This window comes from Bradyrhizobium sp. DOA1, assembly GCF_001593325.1.
Lineage (GTDB): Bacteria > Pseudomonadota > Alphaproteobacteria > Rhizobiales > Xanthobacteraceae > Bradyrhizobium.
On record NZ_JXJM01000001.1, the window covers coordinates 7,486,533 to 7,505,096 of the forward strand.

Sequence of the window (18,564 nt, forward strand, 5' to 3'; positions counted from 1 at the left end):
GGGGAGGGAGCGCAGCGTGATCGTGGACGCACCTTCATGTCACCATTCATTTTGACACCACATGCCCCTCACCCTCGAAACCCGCGATCTCACCATCCGCTTCGGCGGGCATGTCGCGGTCAACAACGTCACCTGCACGTTCCGGCCGGGCGAGCTCACGGCCATCGTCGGGCCGAACGGCGCCGGCAAGACCACCTACTTCAATTTGATCTCGGGCCAGCTTCGTGCATCGAGCGGCAGCATCCTGTTCGACGGCACCGATATTACCCAGCATTCCGCGCCGATGCGGACTCGTGCGGGGCTCGGGCGCGCGTTCCAGCTCACCAACCTGTTCCCGAACCTGACCGTGGAAGAGAATGTCCGCCTCGCGGTGCAGGCGGCGAGCGGCACGCATTACGATATGCTGCGCCCCTGGATGGTCCGCCGCGACCTGATCGCGCGGGCCGACGCCATCCTCGACCGGGTCGCGCTGGGCAGCCGCCGCGGCGTCGCCGCGACCGTGCTGTCACATGGCGACCAGCGCAAGCTCGAAGTGGCGCTGATGATCGCACTGGAGCCGAAAGTGTTCATGTTCGACGAGCCGACCGCGGGCATGAGCATCGACGAGGTGCCTGTCGTCTTGAATCTGATCGCGCAGCTCAAGCAGGACAGGAGCAAGATCATCCTGCTGGTCGAGCACAAGATGGACGTGGTGCGCTCGCTCGCCGACCGCATCATCGTGCTGCATAACGGGCAGCTGGTTGCGGACGGGGCGCCTGCCGAAGTGATCGCCTCGCCGATCGTGCAGGAGGCGTACCTCGGCGTCGCACCCAAGAACGCTGCAGAGAGTGCAGCATGACCGATCTTCTCAAACTCTCCGGCGTGCACACCCATATCGGCCGCTATCATATCCTCCAGGGCATCGACCTCACGGTCGCTCAGGGCCAGGTCACGATGCTGCTCGGCCGCAACGGCGCCGGCAAGACCACGACGCTGCGCACGATCATGGGTCTGTGGCAGGCCTCCAGCGGTGAGATCAGCCTCGCCGGGATGCGCATCGAGAGCCGCGCCACGCCCGATATCGCCCGGCTCGGCGTCGGCTATGTGCCCGAGAGCATGGCGGTGTTCTCCGATCTCACGGTGAAGGAGAACCTAGTGCTCGCGGCGCGCGACGGGCCGCTCGACGACACCCAGCTCGACTGGATCTTCGGCTTCTTCCCCGCGCTGCGCCGGTTTTGGCTGTCGCGTGCGGGAAGCCTCTCCGGCGGACAGAAACAGATGCTGTCGATCGCACGCGCCATCATCGAGCCGCGCAAGCTGCTCCTGATCGACGAGCCGACCAAGGGCCTCGCGCCCGCGATCGTGATGGCGCTGATCGAATGCCTGAAGGAGATCAAGCGCAAGGGCGCGACGATCCTCATGGTCGAGCAGAACTTCTTCGCCGCCCGCGAGCTCGGCGACAGCGTGCTGATCATGGACAACGGCACCATCGTCCATGGCGGCGAGATGTCGGCGCTCGCCGCCGACGTGCCGCTGCAAGAGCGACTGCTCGGCCTGAGCCTGGAGACGCATCAGTGACTGATCTTGCCGCGAACGATCCGCTGCCGAAGCCGAAGCGCGACCTCGCGCCGATCCTGCTGCCTGTGGCGCTCGCCCTCCTCATGCTTCCGCTGATCGGCTCGACCTCGTCCTGGCTAACGCTGACCTTGGCGAGCCTCGCCATGGGCATGATGATCTTCATCATGGCCTCCGGCCTCACGCTCGTGTTCGGCCTGATGGACGTGCTCAATTTCGGCCATGGCGCCTTCATCGCCGTCGGCGCCTACATCGCGACCCTGGTGCTGGCACCGTTTGCGGCTTCCATTCAGGCCGATTCGCTCTGGATGAACCTCGCGGTGCTGGCGCCGGCGGCGCTGCTGGCGATGGCGTTCTCGGGCGCGCTCGGCCTCGTCGTCGAGCGCGTGCTGATCCTGCCCGTCTATGGCCAGCACCTGAAGCAGATCCTGATGACGACGGGCGGCCTGATCGTCGCCGAGCAGACGCTTTATGCGCTCTGGGGACCGCAGATCATCCCGATGCCGCTGCCGACCTCGCTGCGCGGCTCCTTCATCCTCGGCGACGTCGCCATTGCCAAGTACCGCGTGCTGGCGATGCTGATCGGCCTCGGCATCTTCATCGCGATTCAGCTCGTGCTCAATCGAAGCAAGATCGGCCTCCTGATCCGCGCCGGGGTCGAGAATCGCGAGATGGTGGAGGCGCTCGGCTATCGCATCCGCCGCCTATTCCTCGGCGTGTTCATGACGGGATCGGCGCTGGCCGGCCTCGGCGGCGTGATGTGGGCGCTCTATCGCGAGCAGGTGCACGCCTCCATGAGCGACGAGCTCACCGTGCTGATCTTCATCGTCGTCATCATCGGCGGCCTAGGGTCGATCGGCGGCTGCTTCATCGGCGCGATCCTAGTGGCGATGGTGGCCAATTACGGCGGCTTCCTGGTGCCGAAGCTCGCCCTCGTCTCCAACATCCTGCTGATGGTCGCCATTCTGATGTGGCGGCCGCGCGGCCTCTATGCGGTGACCAGCCGATGATGCTCCTCTCAGGCGACCCGCCGCGCAGCCGCGTCCTAACGCTCGTTCTCGTCCTCATCATCCTGGCGCTGGCGGCAACGCCGTTCCTGTTCCCGGGCGCCAAGGCGCTGAACGTCGCGGCCAAGATCTGCGTCTTCGCCGCGCTGGTCGCGTCCTACGATCTCTTGCTCGGCTACACCGGCTCGGTGTCGTTCGCCCACACCATGTTCTACGGCATCGGCAGCTACGCGATCGCGATCGCGCTGTACGGGATGGGCCCGAACTGGGCCGCGGTCGCCACCGGCATCGTCATCGGCCTGCCGCTTGCGGCGCTGCTGGCGCTCGCGATCGGGCTGTTCTCGCTGCGGGTCGCCGCGATCTTCTTTGCCATGATCACGCTCGCGGTCGCTTCGGCCTTCCAGGTGCTGGCCTCGCAGCTCTCGTGGCTGACCGGCGGCGAGGACGGGCGCAGCTTTCAGCTGCCCGAACTGCTACGTCCCGGCACGGTGCTCATCTCGAAGAACCTGTTCGGCTTCGAGATCAACGGCCGCATCCTGACCTTCTACCTGGTGCTCGCCATCTCGGCGCTGATGATCCTGGCTCTGCTGCGGGTGGTGAACTCGCCGTTCGGGCGCGTGCTGCAGGCGATCCGCGAGAACCGTTTCCGCGCCGAGGCGCTCGGCTTCCGCACCGTGTTCCACCTGACCTACGCCAACTGCATTGCCGCGCTGGTCGCTGCCAGTGCCGGCATCCTGAACGCGCTGTGGCTGCGCTATTCCGGGCCCGATACCTCGCTCAGCTTCTCGATCATGCTGGACATTCTGCTGATGGTGGTGATCGGCGGCATGGGCACCATCTACGGCGCGATCATCGGCGCCACCATCTTCATCCTCGCCCAGAACTATCTGCAGTCGCTGATGAAGGTCGCCTCCACGGCGGCGTCGGAAGCCGGGCTGCCGCTGCTGCCGGGGCTGTTGCACCCCGACCGCTGGCTGCTGTGGCTCGGGCTGCTGTTCATCGCCAGCGTCTATTTCTTCCCCACCGGCGTGGTCGGACGGCTGCGCAAGGTCGGCGGCGACAAGAGCGCGGGCGCCTCGCATTAAGTAACGATTCATGATGCAGCGCAGCGTTTGTGATGCACATGACACAACCGTGACGCGACTCGCGCCTGGCTGCGTGCGAGCGCGATTGCACAACCGGATTAATGCTTAGGTAACTGGCTTTCCTAAGCTTTGCGCCATTTGTGCGGTGTATTCCTGTTCCTCCAGGGAGGGGGAATGCGCCAGGTCTTTGCAGGGATCGCAGCCGGAATGTCCTTAGCCGTGAACAACGGCTGGAGGGCGGCGATGCGGCGTGGCCCGGTCCTGTGGCTGACCTTGTGCGGCGTGCTGCTGGTCGCGGGCATCTTCGCCGTGACGGCCATGGCCGTCGGCGAGTTTCGCGAGCGGACCCTGGTCAACCGCGAGCGCGAGCTCGAAAACACCGTGCAGCTGATCGCGCGGCACTTCGATCAGCAATTCCAGGATTCCGATGTCGTCGCCGCCGATGTGATCGGGCAGATGAACCTGCCCGACATCGCCTCGCCCGCGATGTTCCGCGAGCGCATGTCCACGCCGGCGACGAACCAGATGCTGCGCAGCAAGATCAGCTCGGTGTCCTATCTCGGCGACATCGCGATCTACGATGCCGAGGGCGAGCTGATCAACTGGTCGCGCGCCCAGCCGCTGCCCAAGATCAACGTCTCCTCGCGCGCCTATTTCCAGTCGTTCAAAACCAATCTGACGTCCGAGCCGGTCATCATGGAATCGGTCCGCAGCTTCATCATCGGCAAATGGACCACGGTGGTCGCGCGGCGCCTGAACGGTCCCGACGGCACCTTCCTCGGCGCGATGGTCCGGCGGATCGATCCGGACAGCTACCACCAATATTTTGCATCGGTCGCGCTCGCGGAAGGCACGGCGATCTCGCTGTTCGATCGCGAGGGCAAGATGCTGGCGCGCTATCCGCACGTCGAAGAGATGATCGGACGGAGCTTCAAGGATGCGCCGCTGATGCGGAGAGTGCTGGCCAAGGGCGGTCAGCACACGCTGCGCGTCAGGAGCCCGGTCGACGGCGAGGAGCGGCTCGGCTCGGCGGCGTCGCTGACGCATTTCCCGCTGGTCATCGTCGCCACCAACATCACCAGTGCCGCGTTGGCCGACTGGCGGCAGCAGACCGGCTTCATGGTGGCGACGGCGGGCTTCTCGGCCGCGGTGATCGCGCTGATCCTCTATCTGATCATCCGCCAGATCAACCGGCAGAACCGCGAGGCCCAGGAGCGGATCGAGGCGGAGCGGCAGCGGCTCGACACCGCCCTCAACAACATGTCGCAGGGGCTGATCCTGTACGACGCCAGCGGCCACATCGTCACCTGCAACCGCCGCTATGCCGACATGTTCGGCCTGTCCCACGACGTCATCAAGCCCGGCTGCCACATCCGCGAGGCGATGCACCATCGCAAGGAGCGCGGTGCGTTCGACGGCAATGTCGAGGAATTTTGCGCCGACGTGATGAGAGTCGTCGCCGAAGGCACCGTCTCCACGAGAATTCATCAGCTGGCCAACGGCCGCGCCTTCCAGGTCATCAATACGCCGCTCGCGCAGGGCGGATGGGTCGCCACCATCGAAGACATCACCGAACGCCGCAGCCTGGAGCAGGAGCGCGACCGCAACCACACCTTCCTGCGCGAGATCATCGACCACATCCCCTCACGGATCACCGTGAAGGACGCCCGGACGCGCCGGTACCTCCTCGCCAACCGCGTGGCCGAGGAACAGCTCGACGACTCCACCGGGACCATCGTCGGCAAGACCGCGTTCGATCTCTACCCGGCGGACGACGCCGGCATCGTCACCCGGGACGACGACAGGCTGCTGCAATCGCCGGACGGCCTCTTCCTGGACGAGCATATCTGGAACACGCCGAGTATCGGACGGCGCTACATCACCTCGCGCAGGATCGGCATCCGCGACAAGTCCGGCGAGCCGCGCTACATCATCAACGTCGTCGAGGACGTCACCGAGCAGCGGCGGGCCGACGAGAAGATCGCGCACATGGCGCATTACGATGCGCTGACCGACCTGCCGAACCGCACGCTGTTCCGCGAGCAGATCGAGCGCGAGCTGGCGCATGTCGCCGACGGCTGCCAGTTCGCGCTGCTCTACATCGACGTCGACGAATTCAAGGGCATCAACGATTCGCTCGGCCATCACGTCGGCGACGAGCTGCTCAAGGCGATCGCGGCCCGTCTGCGCGGCTGTCTGACGCCGGGCGACCTGATCGCGCGGCTCGGCGGCGACGAGTTCGCGGTGATCCAGACCGGGATATCCTCCTCCGCCGACGTGGTGTCGTTCGTGACGCGGATCTTTGAGGCGATCCGGCAGCCCTATCATTGCCTCGGGCACCAGCTCTCCACCGACGCAAGCATCGGGATCGCACTGGCGCCGCAGGACGGCGCCGATCTCGACCAGCTCATCAAGAATGCCGACCTCGCGATGTACGGCGCCAAGGCCGGAGGACGCCGCACTCACCGCTTCTTCGAGCCGGCGATGGATGCGAGCGCCAAGGCGCGCCTGACCATGGAGCAGGATCTGCGCCAGGCTCTGGTCAATGGCGGCTTCGAGATTCACTATCAGCCGCTGGTGGATTTGCGCTCCGGCGAGGTCTCGGGCTGCGAGGCGCTGCTGCGCTGGCGCCATCCCGAACGCGGCATGGTCTCGCCGGCGGAATTCATTCCGGTCGCCGAGGACACCGGTCTTATCAATGAGCTCGGCGACTGGGTGCTGCGCACGGCCTGCAACGAGGCCGCGGCCTGGCCCGCGCATATCCGCGTCGCGGTCAACGTCTCGCCGGTGCAGCTCAAATGCGACACGCTGGCCCTGCGGATCGCCGGCGCGCTCGCGGCCTCAGGGCTCGACCCGCGCCGGCTCGAGCTCGAGATCACCGAGGCCGTGCTGATCCGCGACGACGAGGCCGCGCTCTCGATCCTGCACCAGCTGCGCGCCATCGGCGTGCGCATCGCGCTCGACGATTTCGGCACCGGCTATTCCTCGCTCAGCTATCTCAAGCGCTTCCCGTTCGACAAGATCAAGATCGACCGCTGCTTCGTCGCCGACATCGCGGAAACGAGCGGCTCGCCTGTCATCGTGCAAGCGGTGGTGAACATCGCCGCCGCCAGCAGCATGACCACCGTCGCCGAGGGCGTCGAGACCGAGGCCCAGTGCGAGATGCTGCGTAGCCTCGGCTGCACCGAGATGCAGGGCTATCTGTTCAGCGCACCCAAGCCGGCCGCCGAGGTGCGAAAACTGTTCGGCCCGGGTGACGCCGCGCCGGTGGCGGCGGTGGCGTGATGGCGAAATCGCGCACGACCTCTATCAAGACCATCGACGTCGCGGATTCCTACGCGGTGCGGCTGATGCAGCATTTGGTGGTGCCGACCTTCGTGATCGACCCGAAGCGCCGCGTCGTGATCTGGAACAGGGCCTGCGAACGCCTGACCGGCGTCGCCGCCTCGGAGGTGATCGGCACCAGCAAGCACTGGCAGGCCTTCTACGAGACCCGGCGCCCTTGCCTCGCCGACCTCGTCGCGCTCGATCGTCCCGAGCAACTGCCGGAGTTCTATTCGGAATATGCCGCGCGCGGCCATAACGGCCTCGGCTTTTCCGCGGAGAACTGGTGAGTGATGCCGAAGCTCGGCAGCCAGCTCTATCTCGCCATCGACGCCGGCCCGATCCACGACGAGGCCGGCAATCTGATCGCCGTGGTGGAGACGCTGCGCGATCTCACCGACCAGAAGCGCGCCGAGATGGCGCTGAAGGAGCTCGCGACCAAGGACGGGCTGACCGGCCTGTCGAACCGCCGTGCTTTCGACCAGATGCTGATGCGCGAATGGGGCCGCGCCCAGCGCACGCAGAAGCCGCTGGCGCTGCTGTTCGTCGACGTCGACCATTTCAAGCTGTTCAACGACCGTCACGGCCATCAGAGCGGCGACGAATGCCTGCGCGCGGTCGCCGCTGCCGTGAGCCGGCACGCCGTGCGTCCGCTCGATCTCGCCAGCCGTTACGGCGGCGAGGAGTTCGCGTTGATCCTGCCGGACATGGACTGCGACACCGCCTGCGCCGTTGCCGAGGAGACCCGCTGTGCCGTGATGGCCTTAGCGATCGCCCACGGCGCCGCGGGCGCCGGCGAGCACGTCACCCTCAGCGTCGGCGTCGCCAGCCAAATTCCCACCGGCGCCGATGGCGGCCCCGACCGGCTACTAGGGGCGGCCGACGAGGCGCTCTATGTCGCCAAACGGCTCGGCCGCAACCGCGTCATCTGCGCCGACCGGGTTCTCGCCGAATTCGCCGCTCTCGGCCGGGAGGCGGCACAGGTTCCGGGCCCTGTCCGCCGCAAGACGGCTTGAGCTCGATACCGCGAGAAGCGGTTGCCCGCCCCTCGCCAATCGGCTACATCAAACCTCACTGCACCCGTAGCTCAGCTGGATAGAGCGTTGCCCTCCGAAGGCAAAGGTCACACGTTCGAATCGTGTCGGGTGCGCCAGTCAATCAGCTAGTTACTCAGCTCCTCGTTCATCTCGAAAAACTCCAGGTAAGCACTCACAAGATCGGTGAAGGCTTGCGTGGCTTCGTCCACCGCTTGCTTCAGCAGTGGGGGGACGTTTGTTGGCTCTCGAGTTCTCGAAGCATAAGGCCAACAGATCCGCGGAGTTACGAGCCGGCGCCGTCTCTCGGCAGGTCTGGGTCTATCATTTGATGCTGCCCGCGAACCGGCAGCAATAATGTACGGTTGTTCCAAGTATTCCTTGCGTATCCGGCAATGATCGGCAGAAATATGCAATGCAGGCTCTTTGGGGCCGCGCCGAACGGCCTCAGCATCCGAGCCAGCCCCGGAACCTACTTGAGGCCGCTTTGCGTCTCGTCAGGCACCTATGGCATGAGCTCTGCTAAAGCTGGGCTAACCGGGATTTCAGCGCTCAGTTCGAGAATGAAACGCTGCCGGGACACCAATTTCGAGCCCGGCAGCGTTCGATTCACGGCCGCGTGCATGAAACCACTTAAGGCGGCCCGCGAAGCGAAACTGAAACAATACGATCCGATGCTGGGGTGACTCTTCTACGGAGGCTCAGATGCGTAGCCTGATTTTTGGTGCGGCTCTCCTGGCGCTGGCAACGATCGGATGTTCGGCGTTTATTTCCGCCGCCGTTTCCGCAGCCCGGGATGCAAAAGCCGCAACATTCTCAGATCGGTTTGCACCGCCAACCAAGGCCCTCTCGATGAGCTAGACGCGCCAGTGTGAATCGGAGGGCTTCTCGCCCGTCGTTCTCTGGGCCGGAGCCCCCTCGCGCTGTACCGATCGTGACCATGCGCAGATCAGCGATGAGACACCGAACAACCCGCCGGGCAGCTATTTGCCTGTTACCCGCCGTAAAGACAGCGTATCGAACAATGACGTCCAGGATGGCTTTCACGACGGCCACATCTCTGCTGCCGGGGATCGCGAGCTATAAATCCGCAGGAGCCGTTAGCGCGGGGTGAGCTGCTCGGTGCGGACCACAGGCCTGGTTTCCCCCTGGTCGTAGTTCCTGCTCGCGATCAGTTCAATTTTCCAGCGGTACTGCTCGAACGTGCCTCTGGCGTCCGTTTGACGGGTCCCATCCTTTGCGGCGCGATCGAGCAAGGCAGCCCAGGTGACGAAGCAAAGGACGCGCTGTTCGCTGTCGAACATCGCAAACGCGATGCCTTCGAAAAGTCGGAACTCGATATCGCGAGACGGATCGGTAGTAAGGGGCATTTTGAAATCTCCAATAGGCAATCCCTCGATTTTGGTAGGTTCTGCCGTTCCTCACAAGGGTTCGACTGTGAAGCCGCCTGCCAAATCCGCGCTGTGCGGATGCAGCAAACCACGCTTCAGGAGATGGAGCGCACTTGGATGACGCATGATGCTTGGCCGCGGCGGGGCTGTTGAAGGTGCCCGACATCGGCGCGCTTCTGCGGTGCGCACGGCTACGCTGGGGGGGGGATCTCGATTACAAGCTCGGCGAGCACCCCGCCACGCTGACTGACCTCGAGAGAGCAGCGCACACGCAGCGGATGAGAGAGATCACGCGTGCTCTGGGCTGGTGCACGTATACAGTGGACAAGCTCAAGGCGACGATGCGCGACGACTTCCGCATTCGGGTCGCGCGCCGGTTCGCGGCATGGCGACGGCTGGACGCCTAGGAAGCGCGGGCGGCCGGCAGTTATGAAGCCTAGCCAAAACGCCGCTCATCGCAGATGTGCCGCTATAGAAAGGTGACGATCCGGAATGGATGACGCGTTAGGAGATGAGGAGCGAATCGCGACCTCCTCGCTATTCGCGCGGCGATTAAAGGATCTCGCGGAGACCGGCCGCCTCACAGCGAAGGGCTATCGCGATATCTCATCTAGGCTTAGGTCGGCGTCGACCTCCATTTCGCGATCAGTGAGCGAGACCCTGAATCGCGAAAGAACGCCCGGAAAAATACACCCGCCCCCTCACGTCAGCATCGCGACGATCGCCTGGATCTGGTCGGAGGCGGCCATCACCAGCCCGTCATATGACGTCTGTCCCTGGGCGGCGGCGTTCAGGATGCATTCGGCGACGGCGGCCTTCAGGCCGAACACCGATTGATGGGCCGGCACGCTCGCCATCACGGTCTCCAGCGCTTGACGCATCGTGTGAATGAGCTCGGAGCTGTATTGCATTGGCTTGTCCTCCGCGACCCCATATGAGGTCGCGCGGCCATGCTTGCCACTCACAAACCTGAGATTCTTCTTTGAAGAACTCTCAGATGAACGCCTCAGTTCAAACGCCAGATCGCCGCATTGAGCACGCCGGCAAACGCGACCCAGGCTGCGTAGGGTACGAACAGGACGGCGGCCAGCCTGTCGCGTGACATCTCCAGAGCGATATAAGCCACGATCGCGACGAACAGGCCAATGAGGATGACGAGCGCGGCGCCGATCTGATGCATCGTGAACATGACCGGCGACCAGGCGAAGTTCAGCGCCATTTGCGTGGCCCAGGCCAGCATCGCCTTGCCCCTGGGCTCGCGGCGAAAGGTTCGCCATCCCGCAATCGCGATCATGACGTAGAGGATCGTCCAGGCGATCGGGAACGCCCAGTTGGGCGGAACGAAGCTCGGCTTGGCGAGGCCGGCATACCATTCGCCGGGAAGGTTGGTAGCACCAATCAGCCAGCCGATGCCGACCACGCCTGCCACGAAGATCAACAACAGAACCATCCATCACCTCGCGCTTCGCTTTCCACGACGGTATCATCTTTCCATGAGCGAATCCGACCCGGTCACCGACAACGCATCGCCGGTGCGCAAGATCATCCATATCGACATGGATGCCTTCTATGCGTCGGTGGAGCAGCGCGATCATCCGGAGCTGCGCGGCAAGCCGGTCGCGGTGGGAGGCTCCGCGGAGCGCGGCGTCGTCGCGGCTGCGAGCTACGAGGCGCGCAAGTTCGGGGTGCGCTCGGCGATGCCGTCGGTGACGGCGAAGCGGCAATGTCCCGATCTGATCTTCGTCAAGCCGCGCTTCGAAGTGTACAAAGCGATCTCCAGGCAGATCCGCGACATCTTCGCCGAGCACACTGACATCATCGAGCCGTTGTCGCTGGATGAAGCCTATCTCGACGTGACGGAGAACCTGCAAGGCATTCCGCTGGCGCGGGACATCGCGCTGAAGATCCGCGAAAAGATCAAGGCGGAAACTGGCCTCAACGCGTCGGCCGGCATCTCCTACAACAAGTTTCTGGCCAAGCTCGCCTCAGATCATCGCAAGCCCAACGGTCAGTTCGTGATCTCGCCGGAGATGGGGCCCGCTTTCGTCGAGATGCTTCCTGTCGGCAAGTTCCATGGGATAGGCCCCGCGACAGCGGCGAAGATGAACGCGCTCGGCCTGTTCACCGGTCTCGACATCCGCAACCAGACGCTGGCGTTCATGAACGCGAATTTCGGCAAGTCTGGCGCCTACTATTACTGGATCTCGCGCGGCGTCGACGAGCGGCCGGTCCGGGCCAACCGGATCCGCAAATCGATCGGCGCGGAGAACACGTTCTCGACCGACCTCGACGCGTTCGACGCGCTGGCCGCCGAGCTCAGGCCGCTGGTCGACAAGGTCTGGCGACATTGCGAGGCGACCGGCAATCGCGGCCGCACCGTCACCCTGAAGATCAAGTTCGCCGATTTCGAGATCATCACGCGCAGCAGGTCTATTCCCGCACCGGTTGCGAGGCGGGACGATCTGGAGCGGCTGGCCTGCGGCCTGCTCGAGATCGAGATGCCGCTGCCCAAGCGCGTCAGGCTGCTGGGGATCTCGCTGTCCGCGCTGCAGGCCGGCGACGAGGCGGAGCCACAGCTGACGCTGGGCATTTGACGGAAGCCGGCAGGCTCCCCCGGCGAACGCGACATCTTTGTCCGCGACGCGGCGCAAAACCTGTCGTAGAGACACCAAAACACGGATTTTCGCGATTGATGCTGGAATGCTTGCTTTATTGATACGCCTCGGTCTTCGCTTCGAAGACCGCATCGAGGAACGCCGGTTCGTCGACCAGTACGTCCGAGGCAGTCTCGGCTGGACGCAGATCGCAATGCTGCTGGGTGCGGCCACCTATGCCGGCTACACGCTGTGGGATTGGGTGCTGTATCCGGAGGTGGTTCCGACCACGCTCGCCATCCGCGGCGGCACCGCCCTCTTCATCCTGCTGCCGCTGACTGCGCTGCTGTCGCGGCGCAGGATGAAGCCCTGGGCCGAGACGATCTTCCTCGTCTATTGCGTCATTCCCGGCTGCATCCTGCCGAGCATTTACCTCGTCCTGCCGTCGGGCTTCACCTTTGCCGCGCCCGGTATGATGATGATCATCCTGTTCGTCTCGACCATGCTGCCGTTGCGGATCGGCTCGCTGGCGATCTTCTGCCTGCTCTCGTCGACGGCACTGCTGGTTGCCGAGACATTCGCGCAGACGATGCCGGCGGGCTTGAGCTTCATCAATCACTCGCTCGTCGGCAACGCCTACGCGTTATCGCTCTATGCCGTGGCTGCGCGCGAATTCCGGGCGCGAAAGCAATTCCGGACGGCCGAGGCGCTGCAACGTGAGAAGGAACGCTCGGAGAAATCGCTGCGGGAGTTGCGCGCGACCCAGGAGCAGCTCGTGCAGGCCGAAAAGCTCGCCTCGCTCGGACAATTGGTGGCCGGCGTCGCGCATGAGGTCAACACCCCGCTTGGCCTTGCCTTGACGACCTCGACGACCATGCAGGCGGACCTGCAGACAATGGCCGACGCCTTGGGCGGAGCGTCGGTTCGGCGATCCGACCTGACTAAGGGAATCGACAGGCTCAAGCAGGGGCTGAACCTGACCTTCGAGAACCTGCACCGCGCATCCGAGATGGTGCAGAGTTTCAGGCAGGTCGCGGTGCACCAGGCCGACGAGGACCGGCGCAGTTTCGAGCTGAAGGATTGGCTGTCGGAGTTGATCTCTAAGCTCGGCCCGTTGCTGTCGCATCATGGCCTGACCATCGAGGTGCAATGCCCGGCGGGAATTACGCTCAACAGCTACCCCGGCGCGCTCGCGCAGGTGATCAGCAATCTCGCTCTCAACACGGCCGGACACGCTTACCCCGACAAGAAGGGTGGCAAGTTCGTCATCACGGTGAGCCAGACGGATTCCAAATCGGTCCGTCTCGTTTGCGCCGACGAAGGCGTTGGAATTCCGGATCACCTGCAGGCGCATGTCTTCGATCCATTCGTCACGACAAGCCGTGAGAAGGGCAATGCCGGTCTGGGACTGCATATCGCGTTCAATCTGGTCAGCTCATCGCTCAACGGGCGCTTGCGACTCGAGAGCAAGGCGGGTCCGGGTACTCGGATCGTCATCGAGATTCCCGTCGAAGGAGCATTGCAGGACAATAGCAAACAGGCGAGACCTGACACCATTGTGAACAGTTCCCAATGACTGCATGGCAGTCAGAGGCCGACTGCCTTTGTCGATCTTCGAGGCAGTGCCTGACGTCAAGCTGACAAACCCGCCTCGATTCAATTCGACGCTCCGCTTGAGCAAGAAGCATTCCATTGCTTCTCGTTCGTGCGCAATCGACGCGAAGTTTTTTTGCGCACGCATTTTGCTCGCGCCATTCAAATGACACGTACTGACGGATAGTCGTCAGCGTTTCGCGACGTTGCTCACGCGCGACAAGTTCGACGTCACTCACGCGCAGCGATCCGCGCATGAGCGGCGTCCGCTTGATCGCACATGCACGACGCTTGCCTCGCATGACATCGCTAAAACATAAACTGTCATTGGTTCACCGTCTCGCTTTCGAACTGCGCCTGAAGTTTTCGTCGTTCGCCGCTCGAGGAGCTGATCGTGACTCAACTCAACATGCATTTCTCCGAGGACGAGCAGTCCCGGAAGGTACGGAATGGTGCGCTCGCCGCGGTCGTCACGCAGGTCGTGCGTCTTGCGACACAGACCGGATCCGTGATCCTGCTCTCGCGCCTGCTGACGCCGGTCGACTTCGGTACTTACGCGATGGCCTCGCCGGTGCTCGCCTTCGCGGTGCTGTTCCAGGATCTCGGCCTTGGACACGCGACCGTACAGAAGGACGAATTGACCCAGACCGAATTGAGCGCGCTGTTCTGGGTGAACCTCTCGGTCGGCGCGGCCCTGGCCGTCACCCAGGTGGCGCTATCGCCGCTCATCGCCAGGTTCTACAGCGTGCCGAATCTCGCTCCACTGACCTCGGGCATGAGTGTCACCTTGCTGCTCAGCGGCGCCGACGTCCAGCATCTGTCGTTGCTGACGCGCCAGATGAGGTTCTGGACGCTGGCAGGCCTGGAATCCGCGGCCGCACTGACCGGACTACTGACCTCGGTCGTGGTCGCGCTGGTCTATCACAGCTATTGGGCCATCCTCGCCGGCAGCCTGGCATCGGGTCTGGTGCTCGCAGGCGGCGCCTGGCTGAGTTCGGGGTGGTTGCCGTCGAGGCCCGGCTCGATCAGAGCCGCACGCGACATGCTGACCTTCGGGCTCGGCGTGACCGGTTACAATTTCGCGGAGTTCCTCTCCCGCAACACAGATGGGGTGCTGATCGGCAAAGTCTGGGGTACAGCCTCGCTCGGCGCCTATAACCGCGCTTACCGACTCCTGCTGTTTCCCCTTCAGCAAGTCAGCAACCCAATGGTGCGGATCATGCTGCCGACATTGTCGGGCCTGCTGAAGGAGCCTGAACGCTATCGGGAGTCGTTTCGTCGCGCCGTGCTGCCGGCGTTCCTCCTCGTGCTGCCTGGCGTCGCCTTCATGATCGCCTGCGCCGACACGCTCGTCGAAACTCTGCTGGGAGACCAATGGAGAGAGGCGGCGCCGATCTTCGTCGCGCTCAGCATTGCCGGCCTGCTACAGACCAGCAACAGCCCCGCCACTTGGCTGTTCCTCAGTCAGGGCCGCGCCAAGGAATACATGCGCTGGGGCCTGTTCAATGTCTCAACGTCGATTGCAGCCTTCATCTGTGGCCTGCCGTTCGGACCGGTCGGCGTCGCCAGCGCATATTCGATCAGCGAGTGCATACGCACACCCATTCTGTGGTGGCTGATCGGACGAAACGGCCCCGTGCGCCATCGAGACCTCATGAAAGTGATCGGGCCTCATCTCGCCGGTGCCCTGGCGTCAGTCGGAGCTGCGTGTCTGCTCCATCGCTGGCTGCTCGCGCGTTCGATCGGCGGGATACCCGATTTGGCAGCCTGCTTCGGCCTGTCGTATGCCGTCTCGCTCACGATCGTCGCACTGTTTCCGGCCAGTCGCGGAGAAATGCGGCGCTACGCACAGAGCATCCGTGGCGGGTAATGCGATCGGCGCCGCATCGTTCGCAAGGCGGCGGACGATTGCCACGTCGCAGATCATGCCATGGACGCGCGCCACGGTTGACCCGTATGTCACCGTGGCGCACGTGTCTCGAAACGTCCCGTTTTTGGGGCTCAATGCCTCACTTGCTCGAACACGACGACCACGCCAGTCGGCTCGGGCTCGTGCGCCATCAGGCGCGTCAGGTCCGAATCGCCCCAATCGGCGAGACTGACGACCTCGCCGCTCTGACGGTCAGTGCCGAGCGACGGTGTGGGCTCGAGGACCTTGAGGCCCATTTCGTCGACGAAGAAAGTGTGCTCGCCGAACATGCTGTTGAGCTGCGGCATGGCCGGATGTTCGTCGGGCAGCACCTGAGCGCCGAGTTGGTTGACGGTCTGCTTCACCTGTTCGGATGTGAGCTTCATGAGCTGCTCCGTTCTGTCACGTCGGGTTTCAGTGGACTGAGCCAGAGCAGGCGTTCCCTGCGCCGGTATGCGCCTGGCTCAGTCTCCCGAACAGGTGCTGCGCACAAATGTTCCTGAGAAATCCAATTCGTGATCGCGGGTTTCATCCGCCGCGCTCACGGCACGGGATTGCCACAAGATGTACACGATCTGCCGCGAGATGCGTCAATCTGCAGCTTCGACGATCCGGATGTCGCGATCGGCGCCGTCTCCGAGCAGGTCATGCGCCTTTTGATAGGCCGGGCTCGCATACGCCGCCCTGGCACTCTCAACGCTGTCGAACTCGATGAGAACCACCCGTTCCATCTGGCCGAGCTCGAAGGCAGCAGCCGGCATTCCGCGCGCGAGCACACGGCCTCCGGCCGCTTCGATCGCCGGACGCGACAGTTTGGCGTAGGCCGCCATGGCGTCGGGATTCTTGATGGCGCGGTAGGTGGCAACCCAATAGGCTTTGGCCATTATTGCTTTCCTTGCTTCATCGTTGTTCGCTGCTGTTCTCACCGACCGACAATGCGCAGATGCGCGAGAGATGGGTGTAAGGCAGACCGGTCTCCTCGGCCCAGGCGTTGAACTGCGCCTGCACCTTGGCGAGGTCGCCCTTCGATTTCACCTCTTCGGCGATGTCGAGACCTGCATCGCGCAGGCACGCCACGACATCCTTTGACGTCACAAAACCGTCCCAGCCGACGAAGCGCAGCAGCATCTGGCCGGTGTTGCCGCCGAGCCGGCTGCCGCGCTTGGTGAGGAGATCGAGCAGGCCGATCTCGTCGGACGACGGCCATTGCGCCAGAAACTTGCCGAAGCTGCCGTGCTCCTTCGCGATCTCCTGGACGAAGGCGGCATTGTCGCGCACCGACATGATCTTGGCGCCGTTGCGGACGATCCGCACATCGCGCAGCAGGCCTTCCCAATAATCTTCGGGCTGGAAGCTAAGCTTGGCCGGCTGGAAATGCAGGAAGGCCTCTTCGAAGCCCTCCCACTTGGTGTCGATCACGCTCCAGGCAAAGCCGGCGCAGAATACCCGCCTGGTCATTTCCGCGAGGATGCGGTCATCGCCGAGCCTGGCCAGCCGCTTCAGGTCGGGCTCGTCCGGCATCAATGTCTCCAGCGCCTTGGGCCCGCCCTTGCGTTTCTCGGCGCGGGCACGAATGGTCTTGAAGGGGCGCATACGGAGATCCGTGTTGGGGGCGGGCTAGGACATCAGAATTCAAGAAAACGGTCCAGTCCCGAGGTGATTGCGCGGAGAAAATCGACCATGCTGGTCCGCTTCTTGCTTCATCTGGTCCGGAATCCCTGACATTTTCACTCTCTCGCGGACGTGTCCCATGCGCTGCCTGGTCGTGGCCGATCTGCATTATTCGCTGCCGCAGCTCGATTGGCTGGTCAGCGCGGCCGCGCAATTCGATCTCGTGATTTTCGCCGGCGACGCGCTCGACATCGGCTCGATCGTGGACTTCCGCGCCCAGATCGTGGTGGTGAAGAAGTACCTCGCGCTGCTCGCCGCCCAGACCCGCGTGATCCTCTGCTCCGGCAATCACGACCTCGACGAGCGCAACGCCGACGGCGAGAAGATCTCGCGCTGGATCTCGGAGGTGCGCGAGATCGGCATTGGCTGCGACGGCGACAGCCTCGTCATCGGCGAGGCGATGTTCACGGTGTGCCCGTGGTGGGACGGGCCACTGGTCAGGCAGCGCCTCGTCGATCAGCTCGGCCACGCCGCTGCCGGCCGGCTGCAGCGCTGGATCTGGGTGCATCACGCCCCGCCGGCGGAGTCACCGACGAGCTGGGGCGGCAAGCGATTCTTCGGCGACGTCGAGCTGGTGCATTGGATCGCGCAGTACCAGCCATCGATGGTAATCTCGGGCCATGTGCACCAATCGCCCTTCATCCAGGATGGATCATGGTACGACCGGTTGGACCGGACCTGGATCTTCAACGCCGGCCTGCAGCCCGCTCGCCCGCCGACCTACATCGTGCTGGACCTCGATGCGGACAAGGCCTTCTGGCTTGCCGCGGGTGAAGCACAATGGATCGACCTGAACGCGCCGCTGCAGCGGCCGGCCGCGGCGATCGCGGCGCCGCCCGACTGGCTCACATCCTTGGATCGGATTGCCGATCCGAGCCTGGCGAAACCTCCCGCGGCGGCAGGTTGACCATGCTCTGGAGCACCTCTCCGACCATGGCCAGCTGCGTGCCGTGGCCGGCATATTGCCGCTTGAGATCGGCCAGATAGGTGTTGGCCGCATTCAGCCGCTGCGCCAGCATCTTTGCGATCAACAGCGCCACGCCGGGCTCCTTTTCGAGGAACGAGGCGGCATCCTCGAATTCGTAGACGACGGCATCGGTGCAGGCGCGCACGGTGGCGGTGTGCGGCTGGCCCAGCAGCACCGACATCTCGCCGAGCACCGCACCGGGCTCAGTGACGGTGGCAACCACCATCTCGCCCTTGAGCACTTCGAGCTTGCCCTGCATCAGCACGTAGAGATGGCCGCTGGTGCCGCCTTCGGTGACGAGAAGCGCACCTGCTTCGACCTGCCGCTCCTTGCCGCCGCTGCAATAATCCAGAACTGCGCGCATGTTGCGAACCTCCGCCGCGAGCGGGCAGTAGAGCACGATCCGAGGAGGCTTGCAGCGTTTTTCGAGCGCGA

General features: G+C 63.9%; 20 protein-coding genes and 1 tRNA gene. 14 read left to right on the forward strand and 7 right to left on the reverse strand.

Going from position 1 to position 18,564, the window contains the following annotated elements; translation table 11 throughout:
* Positions 1-61: 61 nt before the first annotated feature.
* The 9 genes from SE91_RS34585 (at position 62) to SE91_RS37330 (ending at position 8,865) form a co-directional block, all read left to right on the forward strand.
* Positions 62-838, forward strand: a complete 777-nt coding sequence (locus tag SE91_RS34585; RefSeq protein ID WP_061850811.1) for an ABC transporter ATP-binding protein — start codon at positions 62-64, stop codon at positions 836-838.
* The gene (locus tag SE91_RS34590; protein WP_061850812.1) at positions 835-1,557 is read left to right on the forward strand and encodes a branched-chain amino acid ABC transporter ATP-binding protein; all 723 of its coding nucleotides are present in this window, start codon (positions 835-837) and stop codon (positions 1,555-1,557) included. The genes SE91_RS34585 and SE91_RS34590 overlap by 4 nt, the downstream gene beginning before the upstream one ends.
* Positions 1,554-2,564 carry a branched-chain amino acid ABC transporter permease gene (locus SE91_RS34595; RefSeq protein ID WP_061850813.1) on the forward strand — a complete coding sequence of 337 codons (1,011 nt, stop codon included), beginning with the start codon at positions 1,554-1,556 and terminating at the stop codon, positions 2,562-2,564. The genes SE91_RS34590 and SE91_RS34595 overlap by 4 nt, the downstream gene beginning before the upstream one ends.
* Positions 2,561-3,646 (forward strand): branched-chain amino acid ABC transporter permease, encoded by a 1,086-nt coding sequence (locus tag SE91_RS34600; protein ID WP_197489554.1) that lies wholly within the window; start codon positions 2,561-2,563, stop codon positions 3,644-3,646. The genes SE91_RS34595 and SE91_RS34600 overlap by 4 nt, the downstream gene beginning before the upstream one ends.
* A 174-nt stretch (positions 3,647-3,820) precedes the next feature.
* A complete protein-coding gene (locus SE91_RS34605) occupies positions 3,821-6,931 on the forward strand; it encodes a bifunctional diguanylate cyclase/phosphodiesterase (protein ID WP_061850815.1) in 3,111 nt (1,036 codons plus the stop codon).
* Complete coding sequence (locus SE91_RS37970; RefSeq protein ID WP_245318584.1) at positions 6,931-7,260, forward strand: PAS domain-containing protein; 330 nt, start codon at positions 6,931-6,933, stop codon at positions 7,258-7,260. Before SE91_RS34605 ends, SE91_RS37970 begins: the two co-directional genes overlap by 1 nt.
* 3 nt (positions 7,261-7,263) lie before the next feature.
* Positions 7,264-7,986 carry a GGDEF domain-containing protein gene (locus SE91_RS34610; RefSeq protein ID WP_245318633.1) on the forward strand — a complete coding sequence of 241 codons (723 nt, stop codon included), beginning with the start codon at positions 7,264-7,266 and terminating at the stop codon, positions 7,984-7,986.
* Between the two features lie 60 nt (positions 7,987-8,046).
* Positions 8,047-8,123 (forward strand) — tRNA-Arg (locus SE91_RS34615).
* 586 nt (positions 8,124-8,709) lie between these two features.
* On the forward strand, positions 8,710-8,865 hold the full coding sequence (locus tag SE91_RS37330; RefSeq protein ID WP_193409753.1) for a hypothetical protein: 156 nt from the start codon (positions 8,710-8,712) through the stop codon (positions 8,863-8,865).
* Positions 8,866-9,104: 239 nt separating this feature from the next.
* On the opposite strand, the gene SE91_RS34620 is transcribed toward SE91_RS37330, so the two are convergent.
* Positions 9,105-9,374: a DUF1488 family protein gene (locus tag SE91_RS34620; RefSeq protein WP_008540374.1), complete on the reverse strand. Its 270-nt coding sequence runs from the start codon at positions 9,372-9,374 to the stop codon at positions 9,105-9,107.
* 170 nt (positions 9,375-9,544) lie between these two features.
* On the opposite strand from SE91_RS34620, the gene SE91_RS34625 reads away from it, so the two are divergent.
* The gene (locus SE91_RS34625; protein WP_156489923.1) at positions 9,545-9,802 is read left to right on the forward strand and encodes a hypothetical protein; all 258 of its coding nucleotides are present in this window, start codon (positions 9,545-9,547) and stop codon (positions 9,800-9,802) included.
* A gap of 294 nt (positions 9,803-10,096) precedes the next feature.
* Here the strand turns inward: SE91_RS34625 and SE91_RS34630 are convergent, their stop codons facing one another.
* Positions 10,097-10,306, reverse strand: coding sequence for a hypothetical protein (locus SE91_RS34630; protein WP_061851471.1), 210 nt, complete (start codon positions 10,304-10,306; stop codon positions 10,097-10,099).
* A gap of 95 nt (positions 10,307-10,401) precedes the next feature.
* Positions 10,402-10,845, reverse strand: coding sequence for a TspO/MBR family protein (locus SE91_RS34635; protein WP_082813883.1), 444 nt, complete (start codon positions 10,843-10,845; stop codon positions 10,402-10,404).
* A gap of 43 nt (positions 10,846-10,888) precedes the next feature.
* Here SE91_RS34635 and dinB point away from each other — a divergent pair, with 43 nt between their 5' ends.
* The 3 genes from dinB (at position 10,889) to SE91_RS34650 (ending at position 15,452) form a co-directional block, all read left to right on the forward strand.
* Positions 10,889-11,989 (forward strand): DNA polymerase IV, encoded by a 1,101-nt coding sequence (gene dinB, locus SE91_RS34640; RefSeq protein ID WP_061850817.1) that lies wholly within the window; start codon positions 10,889-10,891, stop codon positions 11,987-11,989.
* Positions 11,990-12,095: 106 nt separating this feature from the next.
* On the forward strand, positions 12,096-13,565 hold the full coding sequence (locus SE91_RS34645; protein ID WP_060737414.1) for a sensor histidine kinase: 1,470 nt from the start codon (positions 12,096-12,098) through the stop codon (positions 13,563-13,565).
* A gap of 411 nt (positions 13,566-13,976) precedes the next feature.
* Positions 13,977-15,452, forward strand: a complete 1,476-nt coding sequence (locus tag SE91_RS34650; protein WP_144441661.1) for a lipopolysaccharide biosynthesis protein — start codon at positions 13,977-13,979, stop codon at positions 15,450-15,452.
* A gap of 131 nt (positions 15,453-15,583) precedes the next feature.
* Here SE91_RS34650 and SE91_RS34655 read toward each other — a convergent pair whose 3' ends face one another.
* The 3 genes from SE91_RS34655 to SE91_RS34665 all read right to left on the reverse strand — a co-directional run bounded on the left by SE91_RS34655 (position 15,584) and on the right by SE91_RS34665 (position 17,084).
* A complete protein-coding gene (locus tag SE91_RS34655; protein WP_008540362.1) occupies positions 15,584-15,877 on the reverse strand; it encodes a hypothetical protein in 294 nt (97 codons plus the stop codon).
* 204 nt (positions 15,878-16,081) lie between these two features.
* Positions 16,082-16,375: a DUF1330 domain-containing protein gene (locus tag SE91_RS34660; protein ID WP_061850818.1), complete on the reverse strand. Its 294-nt coding sequence runs from the start codon at positions 16,373-16,375 to the stop codon at positions 16,082-16,084.
* A gap of 16 nt (positions 16,376-16,391) precedes the next feature.
* A complete protein-coding gene (locus SE91_RS34665) occupies positions 16,392-17,084 on the reverse strand; it encodes a DNA-3-methyladenine glycosylase I (RefSeq protein WP_061850819.1) in 693 nt (230 codons plus the stop codon).
* A 157-nt stretch (positions 17,085-17,241) separates the two neighbouring features.
* On the opposite strand from SE91_RS34665, the gene SE91_RS34670 reads away from it, so the two are divergent.
* The gene (locus SE91_RS34670) at positions 17,242-18,069 is read left to right on the forward strand and encodes a metallophosphoesterase family protein (RefSeq protein ID WP_061850820.1); all 828 of its coding nucleotides are present in this window, start codon (positions 17,242-17,244) and stop codon (positions 18,067-18,069) included.
* On the opposite strand, the gene SE91_RS34675 is transcribed toward SE91_RS34670, so the two are convergent.
* Positions 18,008-18,493, reverse strand: coding sequence for a Crp/Fnr family transcriptional regulator (locus SE91_RS34675; protein ID WP_060738031.1), 486 nt, complete (start codon positions 18,491-18,493; stop codon positions 18,008-18,010). The genes SE91_RS34670 and SE91_RS34675 overlap by 62 nt on opposite strands.
* Between the last annotated feature and the right edge of the window lie 71 nt (positions 18,494-18,564).